Below are 21,046 nucleotides of genomic sequence, written 5' to 3'. Positions count from 1 at the left end.
AAAAATAATGCGGTCAGGAAAATCAGAAGATAACATCTTTCAGATCATCTGGCACATGGGAAGTATGCAGGTCTTCATTTAAGGTATCCATGATCTCCATGTCTTCTTCTTCGATATTAAAATCAAAAATATTGGCATTGGAAGCGATACGGTCTGGATTCACAGATTTCGGGATTACGGAAATTCCCTTCTGGATAGCCCAGCGGAGTCCTACCTGGGCAGGAGTATGTGCATATTTAGTGCCAAGTACACACATAACATCATTATCAAGATAGGCACCTCTTGCCAATGGGGCATAGGCCTGAACCTGTATTCCCTCTGACTGGCAGTATTCAATAAGCTCTTTCGGATAGCAGAGAGGATGACATTCTATCTGGTTGACTGCTGGAACAATACCGGAAAACTTCTTCAATTCTTCCAGATGATGGATTTGGAAATTGCTCACTCCGATAGAAAGAACACGCCCGGTCTCCAACAGCTTGGCCATCTCAAGCCAGGTACCCATGTAGCAGCCGGGAACAGGCCAGTGAATCAGGTAAAGATCCAGATAGTCCAGCTTCAGCCTTTCCATGCTGCGGTAAAATGCACCGTCTACATCCCCAAGGCGCTGGGCGTTATTCCAGATTTTGCTTGTGATAAAGAGCTCCTTACGGGGAATGCCGCATTTAGCGATGGCTTTGCCTATGCTTTCCTCGTTCTTATAGGCGGAAGCCGTATCAATGAGACGGTAGCCGGCATTTACTGCGGCTGTGATGGCTGTCTCTGCTTCGTTATCTGCTGTTTTATATACACCAAGCCCTAAAAGGGGCATTTCTCTGTCGTTATTCAGGAATACGGTTTCTCTCAAAGCTAATTCCTCCTCACTTAAGACTTAACTTGAATTATTATACCATATAATTACGAAACATTCACCTTTTTTTTACTTAAATATCAGTTCGTTAAACTTTAAACAACTCTCATGGAAAATTGGCGAAATTGTACAGAGATTAAAACATATATTTGTATGGTAAAGCATTGAAATTTGGTAAAATTTTATAATTATATCCTTGCGTAACAGAGAAAAAGGATGTATAATAAAGAAAAAATTGATAAATTTATGTCATAAGTCTGCACTTTTTCAGGTAGAAGAAAGGAATTGCGTTATGCATGATATGGAGATAAGCGGAATCTCACCAACGGGTAAAGAATACCCTGATGTCCATACTCACGCCACCTGCGTGAGCCTTTTTCATGCCTAGAAATAATTTAGACGGAGGGATTTGTGCCATAAAGAATCTGCCTTTTACAGGCGGGAAGGAGTATTCAATGCATTTGATCAAAGATGAAAATGGTAATGTGATCCAGCATGGTCATGAACATACTCATGAGCACACTCATGCAGATGGAGTAAGCCATACCCATGCACATACTCATGATGGATCTGAACACCATGACCATACACACGCTGAGGGACAGAGCTGCGGTACAGACTGCGGCAGCTGCCAGGGAGGAGACTGCAAGAATGAGACAGTAGCTCTTCTTACTTATATGCTTCAGCATAACGAGCATCACGCAGCTGAACTTGACCAGATGGCTGATAATCTGGCAAAACTGGGAATGGATGCTGCTGCGAAGACGATTAAGGAAAGTGTTTCTGATTTCCAGAAAGGCAATATGCGTCTTGGACTTGCCCTTACTCTTGTAAAAGAAGAAATGAAATAAGAAGTTATACCAGATATTTTTTTCTGGTTGTCAGCAATAGGGAGGCATCATTATGTGTTTAGCAACTGTTTATAAGGATAACGATGATTCTGTGATCTTTAAGAATGTCAGCCGGATCAATGTAGAGGGAGATAAGCTTGTTCTCCGTGACATTATGGGGGATGAGAGAGTCGTTGAAGGTACTATCCTTATGGTAGATCTTGCGAATAGTATTGTTAAAGTGAAATGTGATTAAAGAAATGACTGTACATCTGTACAGTTATTGTCAGGACTTTTACATGATCTTGAGGCGTTACGCCTTTAGAATAAAAATTACTTAATACGTGGAGGTATGTAATTATGAAATTGTCAGAAGCTATGAAAGAAAAAATGCTTCTGTCTTTCGAGCTTTTCCCGCCGAAGACAGAAAAAGGAATGGAGAATCTTCCTGGAACAATCGATCATCTTATGAAGTACAAACCGGAGTATATCTCCTGTACATATGGTGCAGGCGGCGGAAACGTTGGTGCTAACAGAGAAGTATGTCAGATGATCAAAAAAGCTGGAACAACTCCTGTTACCCATTTCACAGTAATCAAGAACACCAAAGAAGGAATCAAAGAGCAGCTGGATCAGTATCTTGCAGAGGGCGTTGACCATATGCTTGCACTTCGTGGAGATATTCCGCTTGGTGAGACAACTACCTGTGGCGATTTTAACTATGCTACAGACCTTGTAAAATTCGTTCGTGATGAGTTTGGTGACAAATTCGAGATCGCAGTTGCAGGATCCCCGGAGGGACACATTGCATGCCGTAGCCTTGATGCTGATATCGCAGTTCTCAGACAGAAACAGGACAATGGCGCTGATTACATTATGACTCAGCTCTGCTGGGATATGGAGCAGTTCAAATACTGGCTGGATGCAATCCGTGAGGCTGGTGTTACAATGCCTGTAGATGTTGGAGTTATGCCAATTCTTGACATGTCCGCTACAATTAACATGGCACTTTCCCGTAACGGCTGTGTAATGGACCGTGAGCTTTGCAGACTCATTTCCAGAAACTGGCTGTTCCCGAACCCATTTGCAGCAAAAGATGCAGATGGCAAGCCATTTGATATGTTCTATGATGATAAGATCAAGAGATTCAAAGAAGAAGGAATCGAGTACACCATCAAACAGATCGATGAGTACCGTGCACTTGGCGTAGATGGTATCCATCTGTATGCTCTTAATAAGTGGAAAGATGTATCCGAGATCATCGACAGATCCGGACTTCGTACACTGATCTAATTGGTTTTGACTTAAATTTTTCAGGAGGCAATTGATTTTATGGCACATGTAATTGCTGTCGCAGGAAAAGGCGGCGTTGGTAAAACCACATTATGCGGAATGCTGATCCAGTATCTCTGCGAGAAGGGCAAGGGCCCGATCCTTGCAGTTGATGCTGATGCGAACTCAAATCTGAATGAGGTTCTTGGAGTGGAAGTAGAAACTACACTTGGTGACGTGAGGGAAGAAATTGCTCGCGCAGAAATGGCAAGTGAGAACCCGATTCCAGCCGGAATGTCCAAAGCTGATTATGCAGAGAGACGTTTTGAGGATGCTCTTGTAGAGGATGACGATTTCGATCTTCTTGTTATGGGAAGAACCCAGGGCAAGGGTTGTTACTGCTTCGTAAACGGACTTCTTCAGACCCAGCTGGCAAAATATCAGAACAATTATCCTTATATTGTAGTGGATAATGAGGCTGGTATGGAGCATATCAGCAGAGGTGTGCTTCCGTCTATGCAGACAGCGATCCTGGTCAGTGACTGCTCCAGAAGAGGCGTGCAGGCTGTTGGCCGTATTGCAGAACTTATTAAGGAATGCGATATGCACCCGGATGAAGTTGGCCTTATCATCAATCGTGCTCCTGGCGGCAAGCTGAATGATGGAATCAAAGAAGAGATTGAGAAACAGGGACTTCATCTTCTTGGGGTAGTACCACAGGATGAAACTGTTTACGAGTATGACTGTGAAGGAAAACCAACAGTTGGACTTCCAGAAGATAATCCGGTTAAAATTGCTCTTCGTGAAATCGTGGACAAGCTTGGTTTATAAGTGAGATTCCCGTGCCCATATGGTGATAAAACAAGAGCCTGGAGTATTCAGAAATGATTCTTTTCAGACTCTGGAAATACTGTGTCTTACACAGTATGGAATTGGATGATGAATTCCGCAGTAGGCGGAAACGTCGCTGCGGAATTTTTAAACAGAAAAATATCCCATGGGAGGGGATGGGTTCCGGTTACCGGAACAAAATAAAAATGATTGAAAGTAACACATACTTAGAGGAGGTCAATAATGAGTGAATTCAAATTAACTACAGTGGAAGAATTCGAAGCTGCCACAGCCCGTCTTCTTGAGACTGGTGCAAAGGTAGGCGCTGATTCCTGGCAGATGCGTGTTAAGAATCAGACTCCACACTGTAAATTCGGTGAGCAGGGCGTATGTTGCCGAATCTGTGCTATGGGTCCGTGCCGTATTACACCTAAGGCACCGAGAGGCATCTGCGGATGCGATGTACATGGTATCGTAGGAAGAAACTTCCTTCGTTTCACAGCAGGCGGCGCAGCTACACACTCTGATCACGGACGTGAGATCTGTATCACACTTGGACATGCAAAAGAGGGCGGCGATTACCAGGTAAAAGATCCTGAGAAGCTGATCCGCATTGCAAAAGAGTGGGGCGTTGAGACAGAGGGTAAAGACATCTATGATCTGGCTCATGAAATTTCTGATCTTGCCCAGGAAGAGTACGGAAAGATCAGAGGATATTCCAGATGGCTGAAGAGAGCTCCCCAGCATACACAGGATCTGTGGCATGAGGCTGAGATCGAGCCAAGAGCAATCGACCGTGAGGTTTCCTGTGCAATGCACATGACTCATATGGGTAACACCAGCAAACCGGAGGCTCTGATCCGTCAGGCTCTTCGTAACGGACTTTCTGATGGATGGGGCGGTTCCATGTGCGGAACTGAGTTTTCCGATGTCCTTTTCGGAACTCCGAAGCCAATCGAGACTGAGGCAAACCTTGGTGTTATGAATGCTGAGAACGTAAACATCGTTGTTCATGGACATGATCCCAGTCTTTCTGAGATGATCTGTGAGTATGCAGACAGCAAAGAGATGATCGACTATGCGAAATCCATGGGCGCTAAGGGAATCACTGTTTCCGGTGTATGCTGTACATCAAATGAAGTTGCAATGCGCCGTGGTATTCCGATGGCTGGTAACTTCTTACAGCAGGAGAACGTTGTACTGACAGGTGCTTGTGAGGCAATCGTAGTTGACGTTCAGTGTATTTTCCCGGCACTTGGACCTCTTTCCAAATGCTTCCATACAAAATTCATCACAACTTCCCCAATCTGCCAGATGCCTGATTCTGATTTCATCAGATTCAACGCTGATACAGCAGGAGAGAATGCAAAACAGATCGTTAAGCTTGCTTGTGAGAACTTTAAGAACAGAAATCCAGAGCTTGTACATATCCCGGATATGAAACAGAAGGCAACTGTTGGATATTCTGTAGAAGCAATCGTTAAGACACTTGATGGTGTAACAAACTCTCAGGTAGATGAGACCGGTACCACCAAGCCTCTCCTTGAGTGCATTACCTCTGGTGTTATCCGTGGTGCTGTAGCTATGGTTGGATGTAACAACCCGAAGGTAAGACCTGATACAGCTCACATTGAACTTATGAAGAAACTGATCGCAAACGATATCGTGATCATCGCTTCCGGATGCTCCGCACAGGCAGCTGCACGTGCAGGACTTATGGATAAAGCTGCAAAAGATCTTTGCGGTGCTGGTCTGAAACGTGTTTGCGAGCTCGCAGATATCCCGCCAGTATTACATATGGGATCTTGTGTTGATATCAGCCGTATGATGATCCTTGCTTCTGAGCTTGCTAAGGATTCCGGACTGAACATTTCCCAGCTTCCAGTAGTAGGATGTGCTCCTGAGTGGATGTCTGAGAAGGCTGTTTCCATCGGAAACTATGTAGTAGCAACTGGTATCGATACCTTCCTTGGCGTAGATCCATATGTATCCGGATCTTCTGAGGTAGCTGGTCTCCTTACAGAGGGTGTTCGTGACTGGGTAGAAGCTGCTTATACAGTTGAGAAAGATATTGATAAATTAGGCGATCTGATGATCGAGAGAATCGAAGAGAAACGTGAAGCTCTCGGAATCTGATAGCAGGAAAGGCGCGATTAACTTATGAAAATAGCAGTAACCGGTAAAGGCGGAGTAGGAAAGACAACTTTTGCGGCAACACTTGCCAGACTTTATGCAGATGAAGGAAAGAAGGTCCTTGCAGCTGACGTTGACCCGGACGCAAACCTGGGACTGGCTCTTGGATTTGATGAGGAAACACTGGACTCTATTGTTCCCATTTCAAAAATGCGTAAGCTGGTAGAAGAGCGTACCGGCGCCAACAGCCAGAATCAGTTTTATACACTGAATCCGAAGGTTGACGACATCCCAGATACCTATGGAAAGGTATGTAATGGTGTAAAGCTGCTTGTCCTTGGAACCGTGGAAACAGGCGGAGGCGGATGTGTCTGCCCTGAACATGTCATGTTAAAAAGAATCATCAGCAATCTTGTGGTACACAGGGATGACGTGGTGATCATGGATATGGAAGCCGGTCTGGAGCATCTGGGCCGGGGAACCACGGAAAGTATGGATGAATTTATTGTAGTGATCGAACCAGGTGCAAGAAGTGTACAGACTTATAAGAATGTAAAACGTCTTGCAAAGGATCTTGGCATTACCCAGGTTAAAGTGGTTGCCAATAAGGTACGGAATGAAGAGGATGAGGAATTCATCCGTGCTAAGATTCCGGCAGAAGATCTTCTTGGTATGATCCATTACAATGTAGAGGTTATGGACGCAGACCGCCAGGGCAAATCTCCCTATGATTTTAGTGAGACCGTAACATCCGAAATCAGAAAGATTAAAGAAAAGATAGACAACGAATCAAGTCTGTAAATAATAGGAGGTACTACAGTGACTTTATTTGATAGAGTATTCAGCGGAAACGACGCTGTTTATGGATTAACAGAGGGTGCTATTGACGCAGCCATCGCAAAATATGGCGAAGACAAAGCAGTAAGCTTCCCTGATACCGCTTACAGCCTTCCTTGCTACTATTCTGTAACAGGAACCAAAATCACAACCTTAAAAGAGTTAAAAGATGCTCTTGGTGTTGTAAAAACTCTTATGACAAGAGAAAAAAGACTGAACGATGCATTCATGTCCGGTATTGCTACCGCACTTTGCGCAGAGTTCATCGAAGTTCTGAAATATATCGACGGAGCTACACCATACGAGGAGCCATGCTATGGTCACCTTGCAGATGCTGTTATCCGTGAGCTTGGTGTACCGCTTGTAACAGGAGATATTCCTGGTGTTGCAGTTATCCTTGGATCCGCTCCATCTGTAGAAGAGGGTGTTGCACTTGTAAAGAGCTACCAGGCACAGGGTATCCTTGTAACACTGGTTGGCGGAATCATTGACCAGGTAAAAGAAGCTGGAATGAATACAGGAGCAAACGTACGTGTTATTCCTCTTGGAAAAGACGTTACAGCAGTTATCCATGTTGTATCTGTTGCACTTCGTGCAGCCCTGATCTTTGGTAACGTAACACCTGGAGATGCAGGTACTCTTATGAAATACACAATGGATCGTGTTCCGGCATTTGTTAACGCATTCGGACCTCTGGATGACGTTGTAGTTGCTTGCGGAGCTGGCGCTATCGCACTTGGCTTCCCGGTAATCACAAACGAGACAGAGAACATCTTCCGTGTACCGAAGAGCCTTATCGTTCAGGAGGATGTAAGCAAATTCAACGCTACTTCCCTTGAAGCACGTGACATCAAGATCAAGATCACAAACATCGATATCCCGGTTGCATTTGCATCTGCTTTCGAAGGTGAGATCATCCGTCGTAAAGACATGCGTGTTGAGTTCGATGGTTCCCGTGTGGACTGTGCAGAGCTTGTACATACCTGTGATGCTTCTGAGGTGGAAGACCACAAGATCACAGTTGTAGGACCGGAAGTTGATGAGATGGAAGACGGAAGCAAGAACAGCATCGCATATGTTGTTAAGGTTGCCGGCAAGAACATGCAGCCAGACTTTGAGCCTGTTATCGAGCGTAAATTCCATAACTATATCAACTGTATCGAGGGTGTATACCATACCGGTCAGAGAGATATGCAGCGTATCCGTATCAGCCATGCAGCATTTGATGCTGGCTTCCGTATCAAACATATCGGTGAAGTTCTTTACTCTCAGGTTAAGAATGAATTCGATGCTGTTGTTGACAAATGTGAGGTTGTGATCTATACAGATCCTGCTGAGTGTACCAGAATCCGTCATGAGGTTGCAATCCCGATCTTCGAGAAACGTGATGACCGTCTTGCAAACCTGACTGATGAGTCTGTAGATGTATATTACAGCTGTATCCTCTGCCAGGCATTCTCCCCGTCTCATGTCTGCGTTGTTACACCAGAGAGACTTGGACTTTGCGGTGCAGTTTCATGGCTGGATGCAAAAGCTACCAACGAGCTTGATCCGAACGGTCCTTGCCAGGTAATCACCAAAGAGCGTCCGATCAATGAGGAGCTTGGTGCATACGAGGATGTTGATGAGGCAGTTCAGAAATTCTCCCAGGGTGCTCTTGAGCATGTTACTCTGTACTCCATCATGCAGGATCCTATGACCTCCTGTGGATGCTTCGAGTGTATCTGTGGTATCGAGCCATTCTCCAATGGTGTCGTTATCGCAAACCGTGAGTATGCAGGCATGACACCTCTTGGAATGACCTTCTCTGAGATGGCTTCCATGACAGGTGGTGGTGTTCAGACTCCTGGATTCATGGGACATGGTAAACACTTTATCGCTTCCAAGAAGTTCATGAAGGCTGAGGGCGGTATCGAGCGTATCGTATGGATGCCAAAAGAATTAAAAGAGTTCATCGCAGACAAGCTGAATGCTACTGCAAAAGATCTCTATGGAATTGATAACTTTACAGATATGATCGGTGATGAGACAGTTGCTACAGATCCTGAGACTCTGGTAGGATTCCTTACAGAGAAAGGACATCCGGCACTTGGACTTGACCCGATGATGTAATTTTTAATATATCCTGTTGCAAAGTGGAGATAATTTCTCGAAGCCTGTCTGAAAGGGCAGGCTTTGGGATAAATATTTCTGGCAGGAATATTAATTTATATTTCGCTGCGGAGGGCGAATATAACGGATCATTTTGATTGCGGAAAGAAATGATCTGTATCTGATAATTTATTTAGCAGCAAATCCACAATAGGGACGAGATCCTTCGTGGTTTGTGATAGAAGATTAACAGAAAAGGAGATGCAGAAAATTGTTGATCAACAGGATTTTCAGCGGAAATGATGCAGTATACGGTCTGACAGAAAAAGCCGTAAACGATGCTGTACAGCAGCATGGTGCAGATAAAGCAGTGGGATTTCCCCATACGGCGTACTGCCTTCCATGCTATTATGCAGTAACAGGTGTTAAGATTAAGACACTTGGAGACTTGCAGACAGCTCTTGGCGTCGTGAAATCTCTTATGACAAGAGAGCATGCTCTGGATGATGCTCTTATGTCTGGCGTAGCCACAGCCCTCTGTGCGGAATTTATTGAAGCATTGAAATATCTTGATGGGGCAGAGCCTTATCAGGAGCCTTGCTATGGTCATCTTCCGGATTCTATTATCCGTGAACTTGGTGTACCGCTTGTAACAGGGGACATCCCTGGTGTAGCTGTAATTCTTGGCAGTGCGCCTACCCCACAGGAGGGTGTAGATCTGATCAAGAGCTATCAGGCACAGGGTATTCTTGTAACACTGGTTGGCGGTATCATTGACCAGGCACAGGAGCTTGGCCTTAAAATGGGCTACAACTTACGAATCGTTCCTTTGGGAAAAGACGTAACGTCTGTTATCCACGTTGTATCTGTTGCACTTCGTGCAGCTCTGATCTTCGGTAATGTAACACCTGGCGATGTAGCAAGCCTTCTTACATACACCAAAGACAGGGTCCCGGCATTTGTAAATGCGTTCAAGCCTGTTGATGATGTAGTTCTTGCAGCTGGTGCAGGTGCGATCAAGCTTGGCTTCCCGGTTATCTCCAATGAGGATCAAAATATTGTGGAAGTACCTGGCGCACTGATCGCATGCCCGAATGTTGCTGATTTCAATAAGGTTTCCCTGGAAGCCAGAGGAATTAAGATCAAGATCACAAAAGTGGATATTCCGGTAGCGTTTGCGTCTGCCTTTGAAGGTGAGATCATTCGTCGTAAAGATATGCGTGTGGAATTTGACGGTTCCCGTGTGGACTGCGTAGAGCTTGTGCAGACTAAGGAAATGAGCGAGGTCGAAGATCACAAGATTACTGTCGTAGGTCCGGAAGTCGATAGCTTTGAGCCTGGAAGCAAGCACAGTCTTGCGTATGTGGTAGAAGTAGCAGGTAAGAAGATGCAGCCGGATTTTGAACCGGTTATCGAGCGTAAATTCCACAATTATATAAACTGCATTGAAGGTGTATATCACACAGGACAGAGGGATATGTTCCGTATCCGTATCAGCAATGATGCTTTTGCAGCGGGCTTCCGTGCAAAACACTTTGGCGAAGTTCTTTACACGCAGGTAAAGAATGAGTTCGAGGCAGTTGTTGATAAGTGTCAGGTAACGGTTTATACAGATCCTGATGAGTGTACCAGAATCCGTCACGAAGTAGCAATTCCTACATTTGACAAGCGTGATGCCCGTCTGGAAACACTGACAGATGAATCTGTTGATGTATATTACAGCTGTATCCTGTGTCAGGCATTTTCTCCGTCACATGTCTGCGTTGTTACACCTGAAAGACTTGGACTATGCGGAGCCGTTTCTTGGCTGGATGCAAAAGCCACCAATGAGCTGGATCCAAACGGACCATGCCAGATCATCACAAAAGAGCGTCCGATTAATGAAGAACTTGGTTCTTATGAGGACGTAGATGAAGCAGTGAAAAAATATTCCCAGGGTGCTCTGGAGCATGTAACTCTGTACTCCATCATGCAGGATCCTATGACTTCCTGCGGATGCTTCGAGTGTATCTGCGGTATTGAGCCATTCTCTAATGGTGTCGTTATCGCAAACCGTGAGTATGCAGGCATGACACCTCTTGGAATGACGTTCTCCGAGATGGCTTCCATGACCGGCGGCGGTGTTCAGACACCAGGCTTTATGGGACATGGAAAACACTTTATTTCTTCCAAGAAATTCATGAAGGCAGAGGGCGGAATTGAGCGTATCGTATGGATGCCAAAGGAATTAAAAGAGACCGTGGCGGAGCGACTCAATAAGACTGCAAAAGAACTCTATGGCATTGACAATTTCACTGATATGATCGGTGATGAGACAGTAGCCACAGATCCGGAAGTTCTTGTTGCATTTTTGACAGAACATAACCATCCTGCATTGTCAATGGATCCGATGATGTAGTATAATGGTTCTGTATAATTTTTACAAATTTTTAAGGAGGCTTTAAGAAATGCCATTTAATCAGAAACCACAGAAGTTCAACGCAAAGATCAACACTGTTACGGTTGGAACTGGCGATAAAGCGGTTACTATTGGAGGAAATTCTACATTTCCTTTCTACACATTTGACGCACCAACCGAAAACCGTCCGAAAATCGGTGTAGAGATCACTGACCTGGGACTGGATGACTTTGCGCCTGGAATCAGAGCTTATTATGAAGGATGCACCACTATGGCTGAGATCGCTAAGAAAGCAGCAGCCATGGAAGGTGGAGATTTTGTTGTACTCAACCTGGATGGCGGAGATCCAAACGGAGTTAACAAATCTACAGAAGAGCTTATCGCAGTAGTTAAAGAGGTTGCAGAAGCAATCGACTGTCCATTAGTAGTTGAAGGCTGCAAGAATGTGGAGAAGGATGCGGAACTTCTTCCGAAGGTTGCAGAGGCTCTCCAGGGCAGAAACGTAATCGTTATGTCTGAGAAAGAGGAAAACTACAAGGCAATCGGTGCAGCAGCAGGACTTGCTTACAATCAGATCGTAGGCGCTGAGTCTGCTGATGATATCAACCTTGCAAAACAGCTGAACGTAGTTACAACACAGTTGGGTGTTGATGCGAAGAAGATCGTTATGAACGTAGGTACCGCTTCCGTTGGTTACGGATACGAGTACGTTGTATCTACTATGGACCGTATCAAAGGTGCAGCTTTATCCCAGAATGATAATATGCTGCAGATGCCTATTATTACACCGGTTTCTTCTGAGACATGGGGCGTTAAGGAATCAGTTGCAACTGAGGAAGATATGCCTGAATGGGGATCAGAGGACGAGCGTGGTATCGACATGGAAGTTATGACAGCAGCAGCAGACCTGGCAGCAGGATCTGATGCAGTTATCTTAAGACATCCAGAGTCTGTAAAAACCATCGCTAAGATGATCGACGCACTTGTGTAATAATTTTTAGGAGGAAAAATTGATATGGCACTGAATGGTATTCAGATTTTTAAATTAACACCAAAGAAAAACTGTAAGGAATGTGGATGCCCGACATGTATGGCTTTCTCCATGAAAGTTGCACAGGGCGCTATGAAAATTGAGCAGTGTCCACATATGTCCGAAGAAGCTTTAGCATCTCTTTCTGAGGCAACTGCTCCGCCAATGAAGACAATCAAGATCGGTACTGGCGCAGAGGAGCTTACCCTTGGTGGTGAGACTGTTCTTTTCAGACATGAGAAGACATTTGTAAACAAATCCAGATACGCTGTAGAGCTTTGCACATGCATGGATGATGCTACAGTAGAAGCAAAGCTTGCTGAGATCCCGAAGGTTGATTATGACCGTATCGGTGAGAGAATGTACACAGAGATCGTATATGTAAACTGTGATGCAAATGCAGATGCAGACAAATATGTAGCTCTTGTACAGAAAGCAGCAGGTCTTGGACGTACTCTTGTACTTGGATGTACAGATGTAGAGATCGCGAAAGCAGCTGTTGAAGTATGTAAAGACAGCAAACCGGTATTAAACGGAGCAAACGCTTCCAACTATGAGGCAATGAACACTGTTGCAACAGCAGCTGGAGTTGTACTTGGAGTATCCGGTAAAGATCTTAACGAGTTATATGACACAGTAGCAGCACTTGAGAAGCTTGGAAACAAGAACCTGGTACTTGATGTAACAGGTGCTGATGTGAAAGAGACTTTCGGAAATGCTGTTCAGGTTCGCCGTGCAGCTCTGAAAGATCAGGACAGAACCTTCGGATATCCGTCTATCGTAAACCTTGCAAAAGTAGCTGGTGGAGATTATCACCTTCAGGCAGCACTTGCAGCTGTATTTACCATGAAATATGGTTCCATCATCGTTATGGAGCGTATGACATATGCAGAAGCTCTTCCATTATACGGACTGCGTCAGAACGTATTTACTGACCCGCAGAAGCCAATGCGTGTTGAGCCAGGCATCTACCCGATGAATGGTGCAGATGAGAACTCTCTTGTTGTTACAACTGTTGACTTCGCTCTTACATATTTCCTTGTAACAGGCGAGCTGGAGCGTTCCGGTGTTCCGCTTAACCTTGTTATCAATGATGCAGGCGGATTATCCGTACTGACATCCTGGGCTGCTGGTAAATTCTCTGGAAACAGCATTTCCGCATTCTTCAAAGAGAACGTAGAGCCTAAGGTTAAGAGCAGAAGACTTGTTATCCCAGGTAAGGTTGCCGTACTGAAAGGTGATCTGGAAGCAAAACTTCCGGGATGGGAGATTATTGTAGGACCAAGAGAAGCTGTACAGCTTGTTAAGTTCTTAAAAGATCTTGACGCATAATATTGCTGTTTCTTATTAACAGCAGGCTTTATACAACTAAATCTTAAATAAAGGAGAACACTACAATGGCAAAATTTATTACTATTGGTGAAAGACTTTCCACAACAGCACCATCTGTAAACAAAGCATTTACAGAGAGAGATCCTGAGCCGATCTTAAAAAGAGCAAAACAGCAGCTTGATGCTGGTGCTGTATATCTTGATGTAAATATCGGACCAGCTGAGAACGATGGAGAAGACCTGATGAAATGGGCTGTTAAGCTTCTTCAGGAGAACTTCGACAATGTTCCGCTTGCACTTGATACTTCCAATAAGAAAGCTATCGAGGCTGGTATTTCCGTATACAACAGAAGCAAAGGAAAACCAATCGTTAACTCCGCAGACGCTGGCGGAAGAATCGAGAACATCGATCTTGCAGCTGCAAACGATGCAATCGTTATCGCACTTTGCTCCGCTGACGGTATCGCAGCAGACAATGATGAGCGTATGATGCACTGCCAGAACATGCTTGAAAGAGGTATGGGACTTGGTATGGATCCTTCAGATCTGTGGTTTGACCCGTTATTCCTGGTTGTAAAAGGAATGCAGGAGAAACAGATGGAGGTTCTGGAGGCTATTAAAATGTTCTCCGATATGGGACTGAATTCTACAGGCGGTCTGTCCAACAACAGTAACGGTATGCCGAAGAACATTCGTCCTATCATGGATTCCGCATTAGTTGCGATGGCTATGATGCAGGGTCTTACATCCGCAATTGTTAACCCTAACGACCTTCGTCTTATGGAAACAATCAAATCCTGCGATGTATTCAAGGGCAACACCCTGTATGCTGATTCCTATCTTGAACTGTAATATACAATGAAAGTCCCGGACGGCAGTCATGAACGAGTCATGCTTGCATGAGCGAGTTCATGACTATTGGACGAGCTAGACCGTATGAGTAAGTAGGGCGATAGCCCGGATTACGAATATGGTCGGCAGTTGCGGGAGCGCAGTAAGCGCGGAGCAACTGACTTTCAGGAGATGTCTGCGAAAGCAGACATTTCCCTGTTTCAATAGGGACGTAAGATACAATGAGGGGCTGGGGCTTGGGCCTCAGTCCCTTTTTCTACTAATGGAGATGTCTGCCAGGCAGACACTACAATGAAAGGTGAGTGCCGGATGTTTAAGGTTACATTTTCTTTTGAAGATGGCAGTGTGGTAGAGCATTTTGCCAATGCGGGGGACAATTTACTTGAATTAGCGAGAGAGGCCAATGTGGCCATTGACGCTCCATGCTCCGGAAATGCTTCTTGCGGAAAGTGCCGGGTGCAGTTAAAAAAAGGAGAACTGGACAGCAAGAAAACCTTGCATATCAGTGATGAAGAATATCAGGAAGGATGGCGTCTTGCCTGCGTAAGTAAGATTTGTGCGGATGTGACGGTACTGGTGCCTGATATTGCATCTGCTTACAAGAGCAGAATGAAAGTTGCGGATCTCAGCTCCAAAGAGGAAATTGCCATTTTTGAAAATTCAAAAAGAGACGTAGAAATGACCGGTATTGAGCTTAGAAACAATCTGGATATAATAGAACTGGATATGAATGAGCCAAGCCTGGATGACACTATGCCGGACAATGAGCGCCTTACAAGAGCTTTAAAGAAATACATGAATCTGAAACAGGTAAGAATTCCTTACGCTGTGTTAAGAAAATTGCCGGATGTACTCCGGGAAAATCATTTTAAGGTAAAATGTGTGGTTCGTACAGCACCAAATGATCTTTTTGTATATGATATTTTTGGAAAAGACGAGGATGTGGTAGTTGGCGGACTGGCAGTAGATATTGGTACAACGACTGTTTCGGCAGTCCTGATCAATATGGAGACTGGCGAAATTCTGGCCAAGGCTTCCTCTGGAAACGGTCAGATCCGTTTTGGCGCTGATGTTATTAACCGTATCATCGAGCAGCAGAAGCCAGGTGGAAAGAAGAAACTGCAGGATGCAGTAATTAAAGAGACTATTAATCCAATGATCGCACAGATGTGTAAAAGCGCAGGTATTCCTGCCAGCCATATTTACAGAATGTCTGTGGGAGCAAACACAACCATGAATCATCTGTTTGCAGGAATCAATGCGGATCCGGTCCGTATGGAGCCTTATATTCCTGCATTCTTCAAGACCAATTCCCTTTTTGCTTCTGATGTGGGAGTTGCGATCAATAAAGATGCGCATATTATCATTGCGCCAAATATCGGAAGCTATGTAGGTGGTGATATCACTGCCGGAACTTTAGTAAGTATGATCTGGAACAGACCAGAGTTTTCCCTGTTTATCGACCTTGGTACCAATGGAGAGCTGGTATTCGGTAATTCTGACTTTATGATGAGTTGTGCATGTTCAGCAGGACCAGCCTTTGAGGGTGGAGATATCAGCTGTGGTATGCGTGCAACAGATGGTGCCATTGAAGCCTGTACCATTGACAAGGAGACCATGGTGCCGACTTATAAGGTAGTAGGTGAGCCAGGGACTAAACCAGTTGGACTTTGTGGCTCCGGAATCATTGATGTGATCAGTGAGCTTTTCATGTGCGGAATCATTAATCCTAAGGGCAAATTTGTTCGTGAAGGAGATCGGATCAGGCATGATAAATACGGAATGGGAAGCTATGTGATCGCATTTGAGAGCGAGGCGGGCTCTGTAAAAGATATTGAAATAACAGAGGTTGATATTGATAACTTTATCCGTGCCAAAGGTGCGATTTTCTCAGCAATCAGAACAATGATAAACAGTCTTGATTTTGATGTGAGCATGATCGATGACGTCTATGTCGCCGGTGGTATTGGAAGCGGAATCAATATGAGAAACGCTGTAAATATTGGAATGTTCCCGGATATTCCGTTGGAAAAATTCCACTATATCGGTAACTCTTCACTGACAGGCTCTTATCTGATGCTTCTTTCCACTGAGGCAGAGAAGAAGACATACGAGCTTGCTGCAAATATGACGTACATGGAGCTTTCCACAGTGCCAACTTACATGGACGAATTTGTTGGGGCATGTTTCATTCCTCATACAGATACCGGGATGTTCCCTGATGTTATGAATGACTTACAGAACAGGAAGTAATTAACAAAATGCCATTTACAATTGATGACTTAAATTATGATAAAGACAGCAAAGAGAGAATGCCCTGGGAGCATTATCTTGAACTGTACAAAAAAGCGGATCCAGGGGAGATCGCTTCCAGACTTTCTATTCCATATGATGAGAATGCAGGAGAGTTTACCCTTACCTTTCTGGGGTCGGACTATAAGATCACATATCCGGATTTCCAGGTAAGGCATTTGGCTGATGAGAAAAAATGCTATCCTCTTGAGGATATGATCTATGCGAAGATTCTCACCATCCGTTTTCTGTTAAATGGATCTTCTTCTGTGGGAACCGGCAAATTTAAGACTTACCGGGAAATGCCATGGGGAGAAGTTTATTTAAGACAGTTTGACGGGCGTTGTATCAAACGTCTTGCATTTACTTATGGAAATAGGTTGGATGATTTCCGGCTGGTAATGGATCATATGAAATGTACTCCGGTGAAATTCGGAGATGTGGCATATGAGTTATCCATTTATCCAGGCTATCAGATCCAGATGATCCTGTGGGAAGGGGACGATGAATTCCCGCCGTCCTCCCAGATTTTGTTTTCCGATAATTTTCCGGTATCTTTTGCTGCGGAAGATATGGCAGTTATGGGGGATGTGATCATCGGCTCTTTAAAAGCCTTTTTAAAGGCAGCGAAAGAGCAGTGATCTTTATGAAATATCTGTATATTTAAGATTAAAGCGGACTGGTGCATAAAGGACGAACCTGTTACTTTTACACCAGAAGCCGTTTTGATAAAACCAAATTAAGCGGAGGCGTCCTGCCAGATGGTGGAGACGTAAAAAGGAGGTAAGTTACAATGGGATACAAGAGTGACATTGAAATCGCACAGGAATGCGAAATGCTGCCGATTACCCAGATTGCAGAGAAAGCTGGTATTGATGACAAATACCTGGAGCAGTATGGAAAGTATAAGGCAAAAATCGACTACAATCTCTTAAAAGAGAGCGACAAGAAAGACGGTAAACTGATCCTTGTAACAGCAATTAACCCGACCCCGGCTGGTGAGGGAAAAACAACTACAACAGTAGGTCTTGCTGATGGAATGCAGAAACTTGGAAAGAGTGTTATGGTTGCACTTCGTGAGCCATCCCTTGGACCGGTATTCGGCGTAAAGGGTGGTGCAGCAGGTGGCGGATACGCGCAGGTTGTTCCGATGGAAGACATCAACCTTCATTTCACAGGTGATTTCCATGCAATCGGAGCTGCAAACAATCTTCTTGCAGCAATGATCGATAACCACATCTTCCAGGGCAATGCACTGAACATTGATCCGCGTAAGATTACATGGAGAAGATGTGTGGATATGAACGACCGTCAGCTCCGTAACGTGATCGATGGTCTTGGCGGAAGAACAAACGGTATGCCTCGTGAAGACGGTTATGACATCACGGTTGCTTCTGAAATTATGGCAGTTCTCTGTCTTGCAAGTGATATCAAAGATCTGAAAGAAAGACTTTCCAAGATCATCATCGGATATACATATGGCAAGCCATCTGAGCAGAAACCGGTAACTGCTGGAGATCTTCATGCAGAAGGTGCTATGACAGCATTGTTAAAGGATGCGCTGAAGCCAAACCTGGTTCAGACATTAGAGCATGTACCAGCAATTGTTCATGGTGGACCATTCGCAAACATTGCACATGGATGTAACTCTGTAACAGCTACCAAAATGGCTATGAAGCTTGCAGATTATGCAATCACAGAAGCTGGCTTTGGTGCTGATCTTGGTGCAGAGAAGTTCCTTGATATCAAATGTCGTATGGCAGGACTTCATCCAAACGCAGTTGTTATTGTAGCAACTGTACGTGCTCTGAAATACAATGGTGGTGTTGCTAAGGCGGATCTGAACAATGAGAACCTTGAAGCTCTTGAGAAAGGTCTTCCGAACCTCCTGAAACATGTAAACAACATTAAAAATGTATACAAACTTCCATGTGTTGTTGCCATTAATGCATTCCCGACTGATACAAAGGCAGAGCTTGACCTTGTAGAAGCAAAATGTAAAGAGCTTGGCGTTAATGTTGCACTTTCCGAAGTATGGGCAAAAGGCGGCGAAGGCGGTCTGAAGCTTGCTGAGGAAGTAATCCGTCTCTGTGAAGAGCCAAACGATTTCTCCTATGCATATGAACTGGAAGGTTCTATCGAGGATAAGCTGAACCAGATCGTTCAGAAAGTATATGGCGGCAAGAAAGTTGTTCTTACAGCAAATGCCCAGAAACAGGCAAAACAGCTGGAAGCTCTTGGATTTGGCAATTGTCCGATTTGTGTTGCTAAGACACAGTACAGTTTAACTGATGACCAGACCAAGCTTGGTGCTCCAACTGATTTTGAAGTAACCGTTCGTAACCTGAAGATTTCTGCAGGTGCAGGCTTCATCGTAGCTCTTACAGGCGAGATCATGACCATGCCAGGTCTTCCAAAAGTTCCGGCGGCTGAGAGAATCGATGTTGATGAGACCGGTAAGATCACAGGTCTGTTCTAATATCCGTTTAAGGTAAGATGTAAGGCTCTGATCTGCTTGCAATAGCAGGTCAGAGTGAATGATAATGTTGTAAAATGATTAGACGGATGCTGATGTTCGTCTGATCTTATTAAAACGAGCACAGCTTATATGTTGTACTGTGATGAACACACAATTAAGGAGACAAGAAAATGGGATTTTCAACAAGTACATGTACAGAATTTGTAGAAGTTCTTGCTTCTAAAGCCCCGGTTCCAGGTGGCGGCGGAGCATCCGCACTGGTAGGTGCCGTAGGAACTGCACTTGGAAATATGGTAGGAAGCCTTACTGTTGGCAAGAAAAAATATGCAGATGTAGAAGAGGAAATGTGGGAGCTGAAAGGCAAATGTGACCAGCTTCAGAAAGATTTTCTTCGTCTGATCGAGCGTGATGCTGAAGTTTTCGAGCCTCTTTCCAAAGCATATGGTATGCCGAAGGAGACCGAAGAGGAGAAGGCTGAGAAAGCAAGAGTTATGGCGATCGTATTAAAAGATGCCTGCTCTGTTCCTATGGAGATTATGGAGAAATGCTGTGAAGCACTTGATCTGATCAAAGAGTTTGCTGCAAAAGGCTCCAAGCTTGCAATCAGTGATGCCGGTGTAGCAGCAACATTCTGCAAGGCTGCATTAAAAGGTGCCAGCCTGAACGTTTACATCAATACCAAATCTATGGCTGACAGGGAGTATGCAGAAGAGTTAAATGCAAAAGCAGACGCTATGCTTGAGAAATATTGTAAGCTGGCTGATGAGACATTTGACAGTGTACTTGCAAGATTGAAATAAGCTACTAATGGAAAATTCAGTATTACTGTGAATGGAAATATCAGGTATGGCTGGATTTATCATAAAATAAGGAGACAACTTAAAAATGGCAAAACAGTTATTAGGTAAAGAAGTAACTGCAGCATTGAACGAGCGCATCAAAGGCAATGTAGCAGCACTTCAGGAAAAAGGCGTAAACCCTACACTTTGCATCATCCGTGTAGGTGAGAACCCAAGTGATATTTCTTATGAGAAAGGTGCAACAAAACGTTGCGAGACTTTAGGAGTTGCATGCGAGAAAATTCTTCTTCCAGAGGATGTTGCCCAGGATGAGCTTCTTGCAGTGATTGACAAAGTAAACAAAGACGACCACATCCATGGCGTTCTTCTGTTCCGTCCGCTGCCGAAACATCTGGATCAGGCAGTGATCGAGAATGCACTTGCTCCGGAAAAAGATGTTGACTGTATGACAGATCTTTCCATGTCTGGTGTATTTACTGGTAAGAAGATTGGCTTCCCACCATGTACCCCACAGGCATGTATGGAGATTCTGGATCATTATGGAATCGACTGCACCGGAAAGAAAGCAGTTGTGATCGGAAGAAGTCTTGTTGTAGGAAAACCTGCAGCTATGATGCTGGTTAAGAAAAATGCAACTGTGACCATCTGCCATACTAGAACTGTAGATATGCCATCTGTAGCACGTGAGGCAGATATCATTATCGTAGCAGCTGGCCGTGCAGGCGTTGTTGGTGCTGATTATGTGAAAGAAGGACAGGTTGTAATCGATGTAGGAATCAATGTAAACGCAGAAGGAAAGCTTTGCGGAGATGTTGATTATGCAGCAGTAGAGCCAATCGTAGATGCAATCACACCGGTTCCTGGCGGAGTTGGAAGTGTAACCACATCTGTTCTGGTAGGTCACGTGGTAGAAGCTGCTATGCGTAAGGTGAACGCTTAATCGGCGGCCAAGAGAATAAAATATAAGATGCACTTATTAGTGTATCCTGTGTACAAGCGTAAGAAGGGCTCTCCAGTGTT

Annotated in this window: 17 protein-coding genes; 16 read left to right on the top strand and 1 reads right to left on the bottom strand. The window is 44.5% G+C overall.

The window, feature by feature from the left end; genetic code table 11:
* Positions 1–22: 22 nt before the first annotated feature.
* The gene (locus ACTQWB_RS02675) at positions 23–847 is read right to left on the bottom strand and encodes an aldo/keto reductase (RefSeq protein WP_441500232.1); all 825 of its coding nucleotides are present in this window, start codon (positions 845–847) and stop codon (positions 23–25) included.
* 458 nt (positions 848–1,305) lie between these two features.
* Here ACTQWB_RS02675 and ACTQWB_RS02670 point away from each other — a divergent pair, with 458 nt between their 5' ends.
* The 16 genes from ACTQWB_RS02670 to ACTQWB_RS02595 all read left to right on the top strand — a co-directional run bounded on the left by ACTQWB_RS02670 (position 1,306) and on the right by ACTQWB_RS02595 (position 20,966).
* On the top strand, positions 1,306–1,701 hold the full coding sequence (locus ACTQWB_RS02670; protein WP_441500231.1) for a cobalt transporter: 396 nt from the start codon (positions 1,306–1,308) through the stop codon (positions 1,699–1,701).
* Positions 1,702–1,753: 52 nt separating this feature from the next.
* Positions 1,754–1,936, top strand: coding sequence for a CooT family nickel-binding protein (locus ACTQWB_RS02665; protein ID WP_441500230.1), 183 nt, complete (start codon positions 1,754–1,756; stop codon positions 1,934–1,936).
* Positions 1,937–2,040: 104 nt separating this feature from the next.
* A complete protein-coding gene (locus ACTQWB_RS02660) occupies positions 2,041–2,973 on the top strand; it encodes a methylenetetrahydrofolate reductase (RefSeq protein WP_441500229.1) in 933 nt (310 codons plus the stop codon).
* 39 nt (positions 2,974–3,012) lie between these two features.
* Positions 3,013–3,783, top strand: a complete 771-nt coding sequence (locus tag ACTQWB_RS02655) for a nucleotide-binding protein (RefSeq protein ID WP_441500228.1) — start codon at positions 3,013–3,015, stop codon at positions 3,781–3,783.
* A gap of 243 nt (positions 3,784–4,026) precedes the next feature.
* Positions 4,027–5,919: an anaerobic carbon-monoxide dehydrogenase catalytic subunit gene (gene cooS / locus ACTQWB_RS02650; protein ID WP_441500227.1), complete on the top strand. Its 1,893-nt coding sequence runs from the start codon at positions 4,027–4,029 to the stop codon at positions 5,917–5,919.
* A gap of 24 nt (positions 5,920–5,943) precedes the next feature.
* Positions 5,944–6,717 (top strand): nucleotide-binding protein, encoded by a 774-nt coding sequence (locus tag ACTQWB_RS02645; protein WP_441500226.1) that lies wholly within the window; start codon positions 5,944–5,946, stop codon positions 6,715–6,717.
* Between the two features lie 18 nt (positions 6,718–6,735).
* Positions 6,736–8,865, top strand: a complete 2,130-nt coding sequence (gene acsB / locus ACTQWB_RS02640; RefSeq protein ID WP_441500225.1) for an acetyl-CoA decarbonylase/synthase complex subunit alpha/beta — start codon at positions 6,736–6,738, stop codon at positions 8,863–8,865.
* 250 nt (positions 8,866–9,115) lie between these two features.
* Positions 9,116–11,242, top strand: a complete 2,127-nt coding sequence (gene acsB / locus ACTQWB_RS02635) for an acetyl-CoA decarbonylase/synthase complex subunit alpha/beta (protein WP_441500224.1) — start codon at positions 9,116–9,118, stop codon at positions 11,240–11,242.
* Positions 11,243–11,291: 49 nt separating this feature from the next.
* Positions 11,292–12,233, top strand: a complete 942-nt coding sequence (gene acsD, locus ACTQWB_RS02630) for an acetyl-CoA decarbonylase/synthase complex subunit delta (protein ID WP_441500223.1) — start codon at positions 11,292–11,294, stop codon at positions 12,231–12,233.
* 24 nt (positions 12,234–12,257) lie between these two features.
* The gene (gene acsC / locus ACTQWB_RS02625; protein ID WP_441500222.1) at positions 12,258–13,604 is read left to right on the top strand and encodes an acetyl-CoA decarbonylase/synthase complex subunit gamma; all 1,347 of its coding nucleotides are present in this window, start codon (positions 12,258–12,260) and stop codon (positions 13,602–13,604) included.
* A gap of 65 nt (positions 13,605–13,669) precedes the next feature.
* On the top strand, positions 13,670–14,455 hold the full coding sequence (gene acsE, locus ACTQWB_RS02620; protein ID WP_021926205.1) for a carbon monoxide dehydrogenase/acetyl-CoA synthase methytransferase subunit: 786 nt from the start codon (positions 13,670–13,672) through the stop codon (positions 14,453–14,455).
* Positions 14,456–14,764: 309 nt separating this feature from the next.
* A complete protein-coding gene (gene acsV, locus ACTQWB_RS02615) occupies positions 14,765–16,708 on the top strand; it encodes a corrinoid activation/regeneration protein AcsV (protein WP_441500221.1) in 1,944 nt (647 codons plus the stop codon).
* 8 nt (positions 16,709–16,716) lie between these two features.
* Positions 16,717–17,388: a DUF3786 domain-containing protein gene (locus ACTQWB_RS02610; RefSeq protein WP_441500220.1), complete on the top strand. Its 672-nt coding sequence runs from the start codon at positions 16,717–16,719 to the stop codon at positions 17,386–17,388.
* 152 nt (positions 17,389–17,540) lie between these two features.
* The gene (locus ACTQWB_RS02605; RefSeq protein WP_441500219.1) at positions 17,541–19,226 is read left to right on the top strand and encodes a formate--tetrahydrofolate ligase; all 1,686 of its coding nucleotides are present in this window, start codon (positions 17,541–17,543) and stop codon (positions 19,224–19,226) included.
* Between the two features lie 170 nt (positions 19,227–19,396).
* The gene (locus ACTQWB_RS02600; protein ID WP_021926209.1) at positions 19,397–20,026 is read left to right on the top strand and encodes a cyclodeaminase/cyclohydrolase family protein; all 630 of its coding nucleotides are present in this window, start codon (positions 19,397–19,399) and stop codon (positions 20,024–20,026) included.
* 85 nt (positions 20,027–20,111) lie between these two features.
* Entirely contained in the window at positions 20,112–20,966 is an 855-nt protein-coding gene (locus tag ACTQWB_RS02595; RefSeq protein WP_294674342.1) for a bifunctional 5,10-methylenetetrahydrofolate dehydrogenase/5,10-methenyltetrahydrofolate cyclohydrolase, read from the top strand.
* Positions 20,967–21,046 lie beyond the last annotated feature (80 nt).

This window comes from Blautia sp. HCP3S3_H10_2 (assembly GCF_052122375.1).
Taxonomy (GTDB): Bacteria; Bacillota; Clostridia; order Lachnospirales; family Lachnospiraceae; genus Blautia_A.
This window is presented reverse-complemented; position numbering and strand designations above follow the sequence as displayed.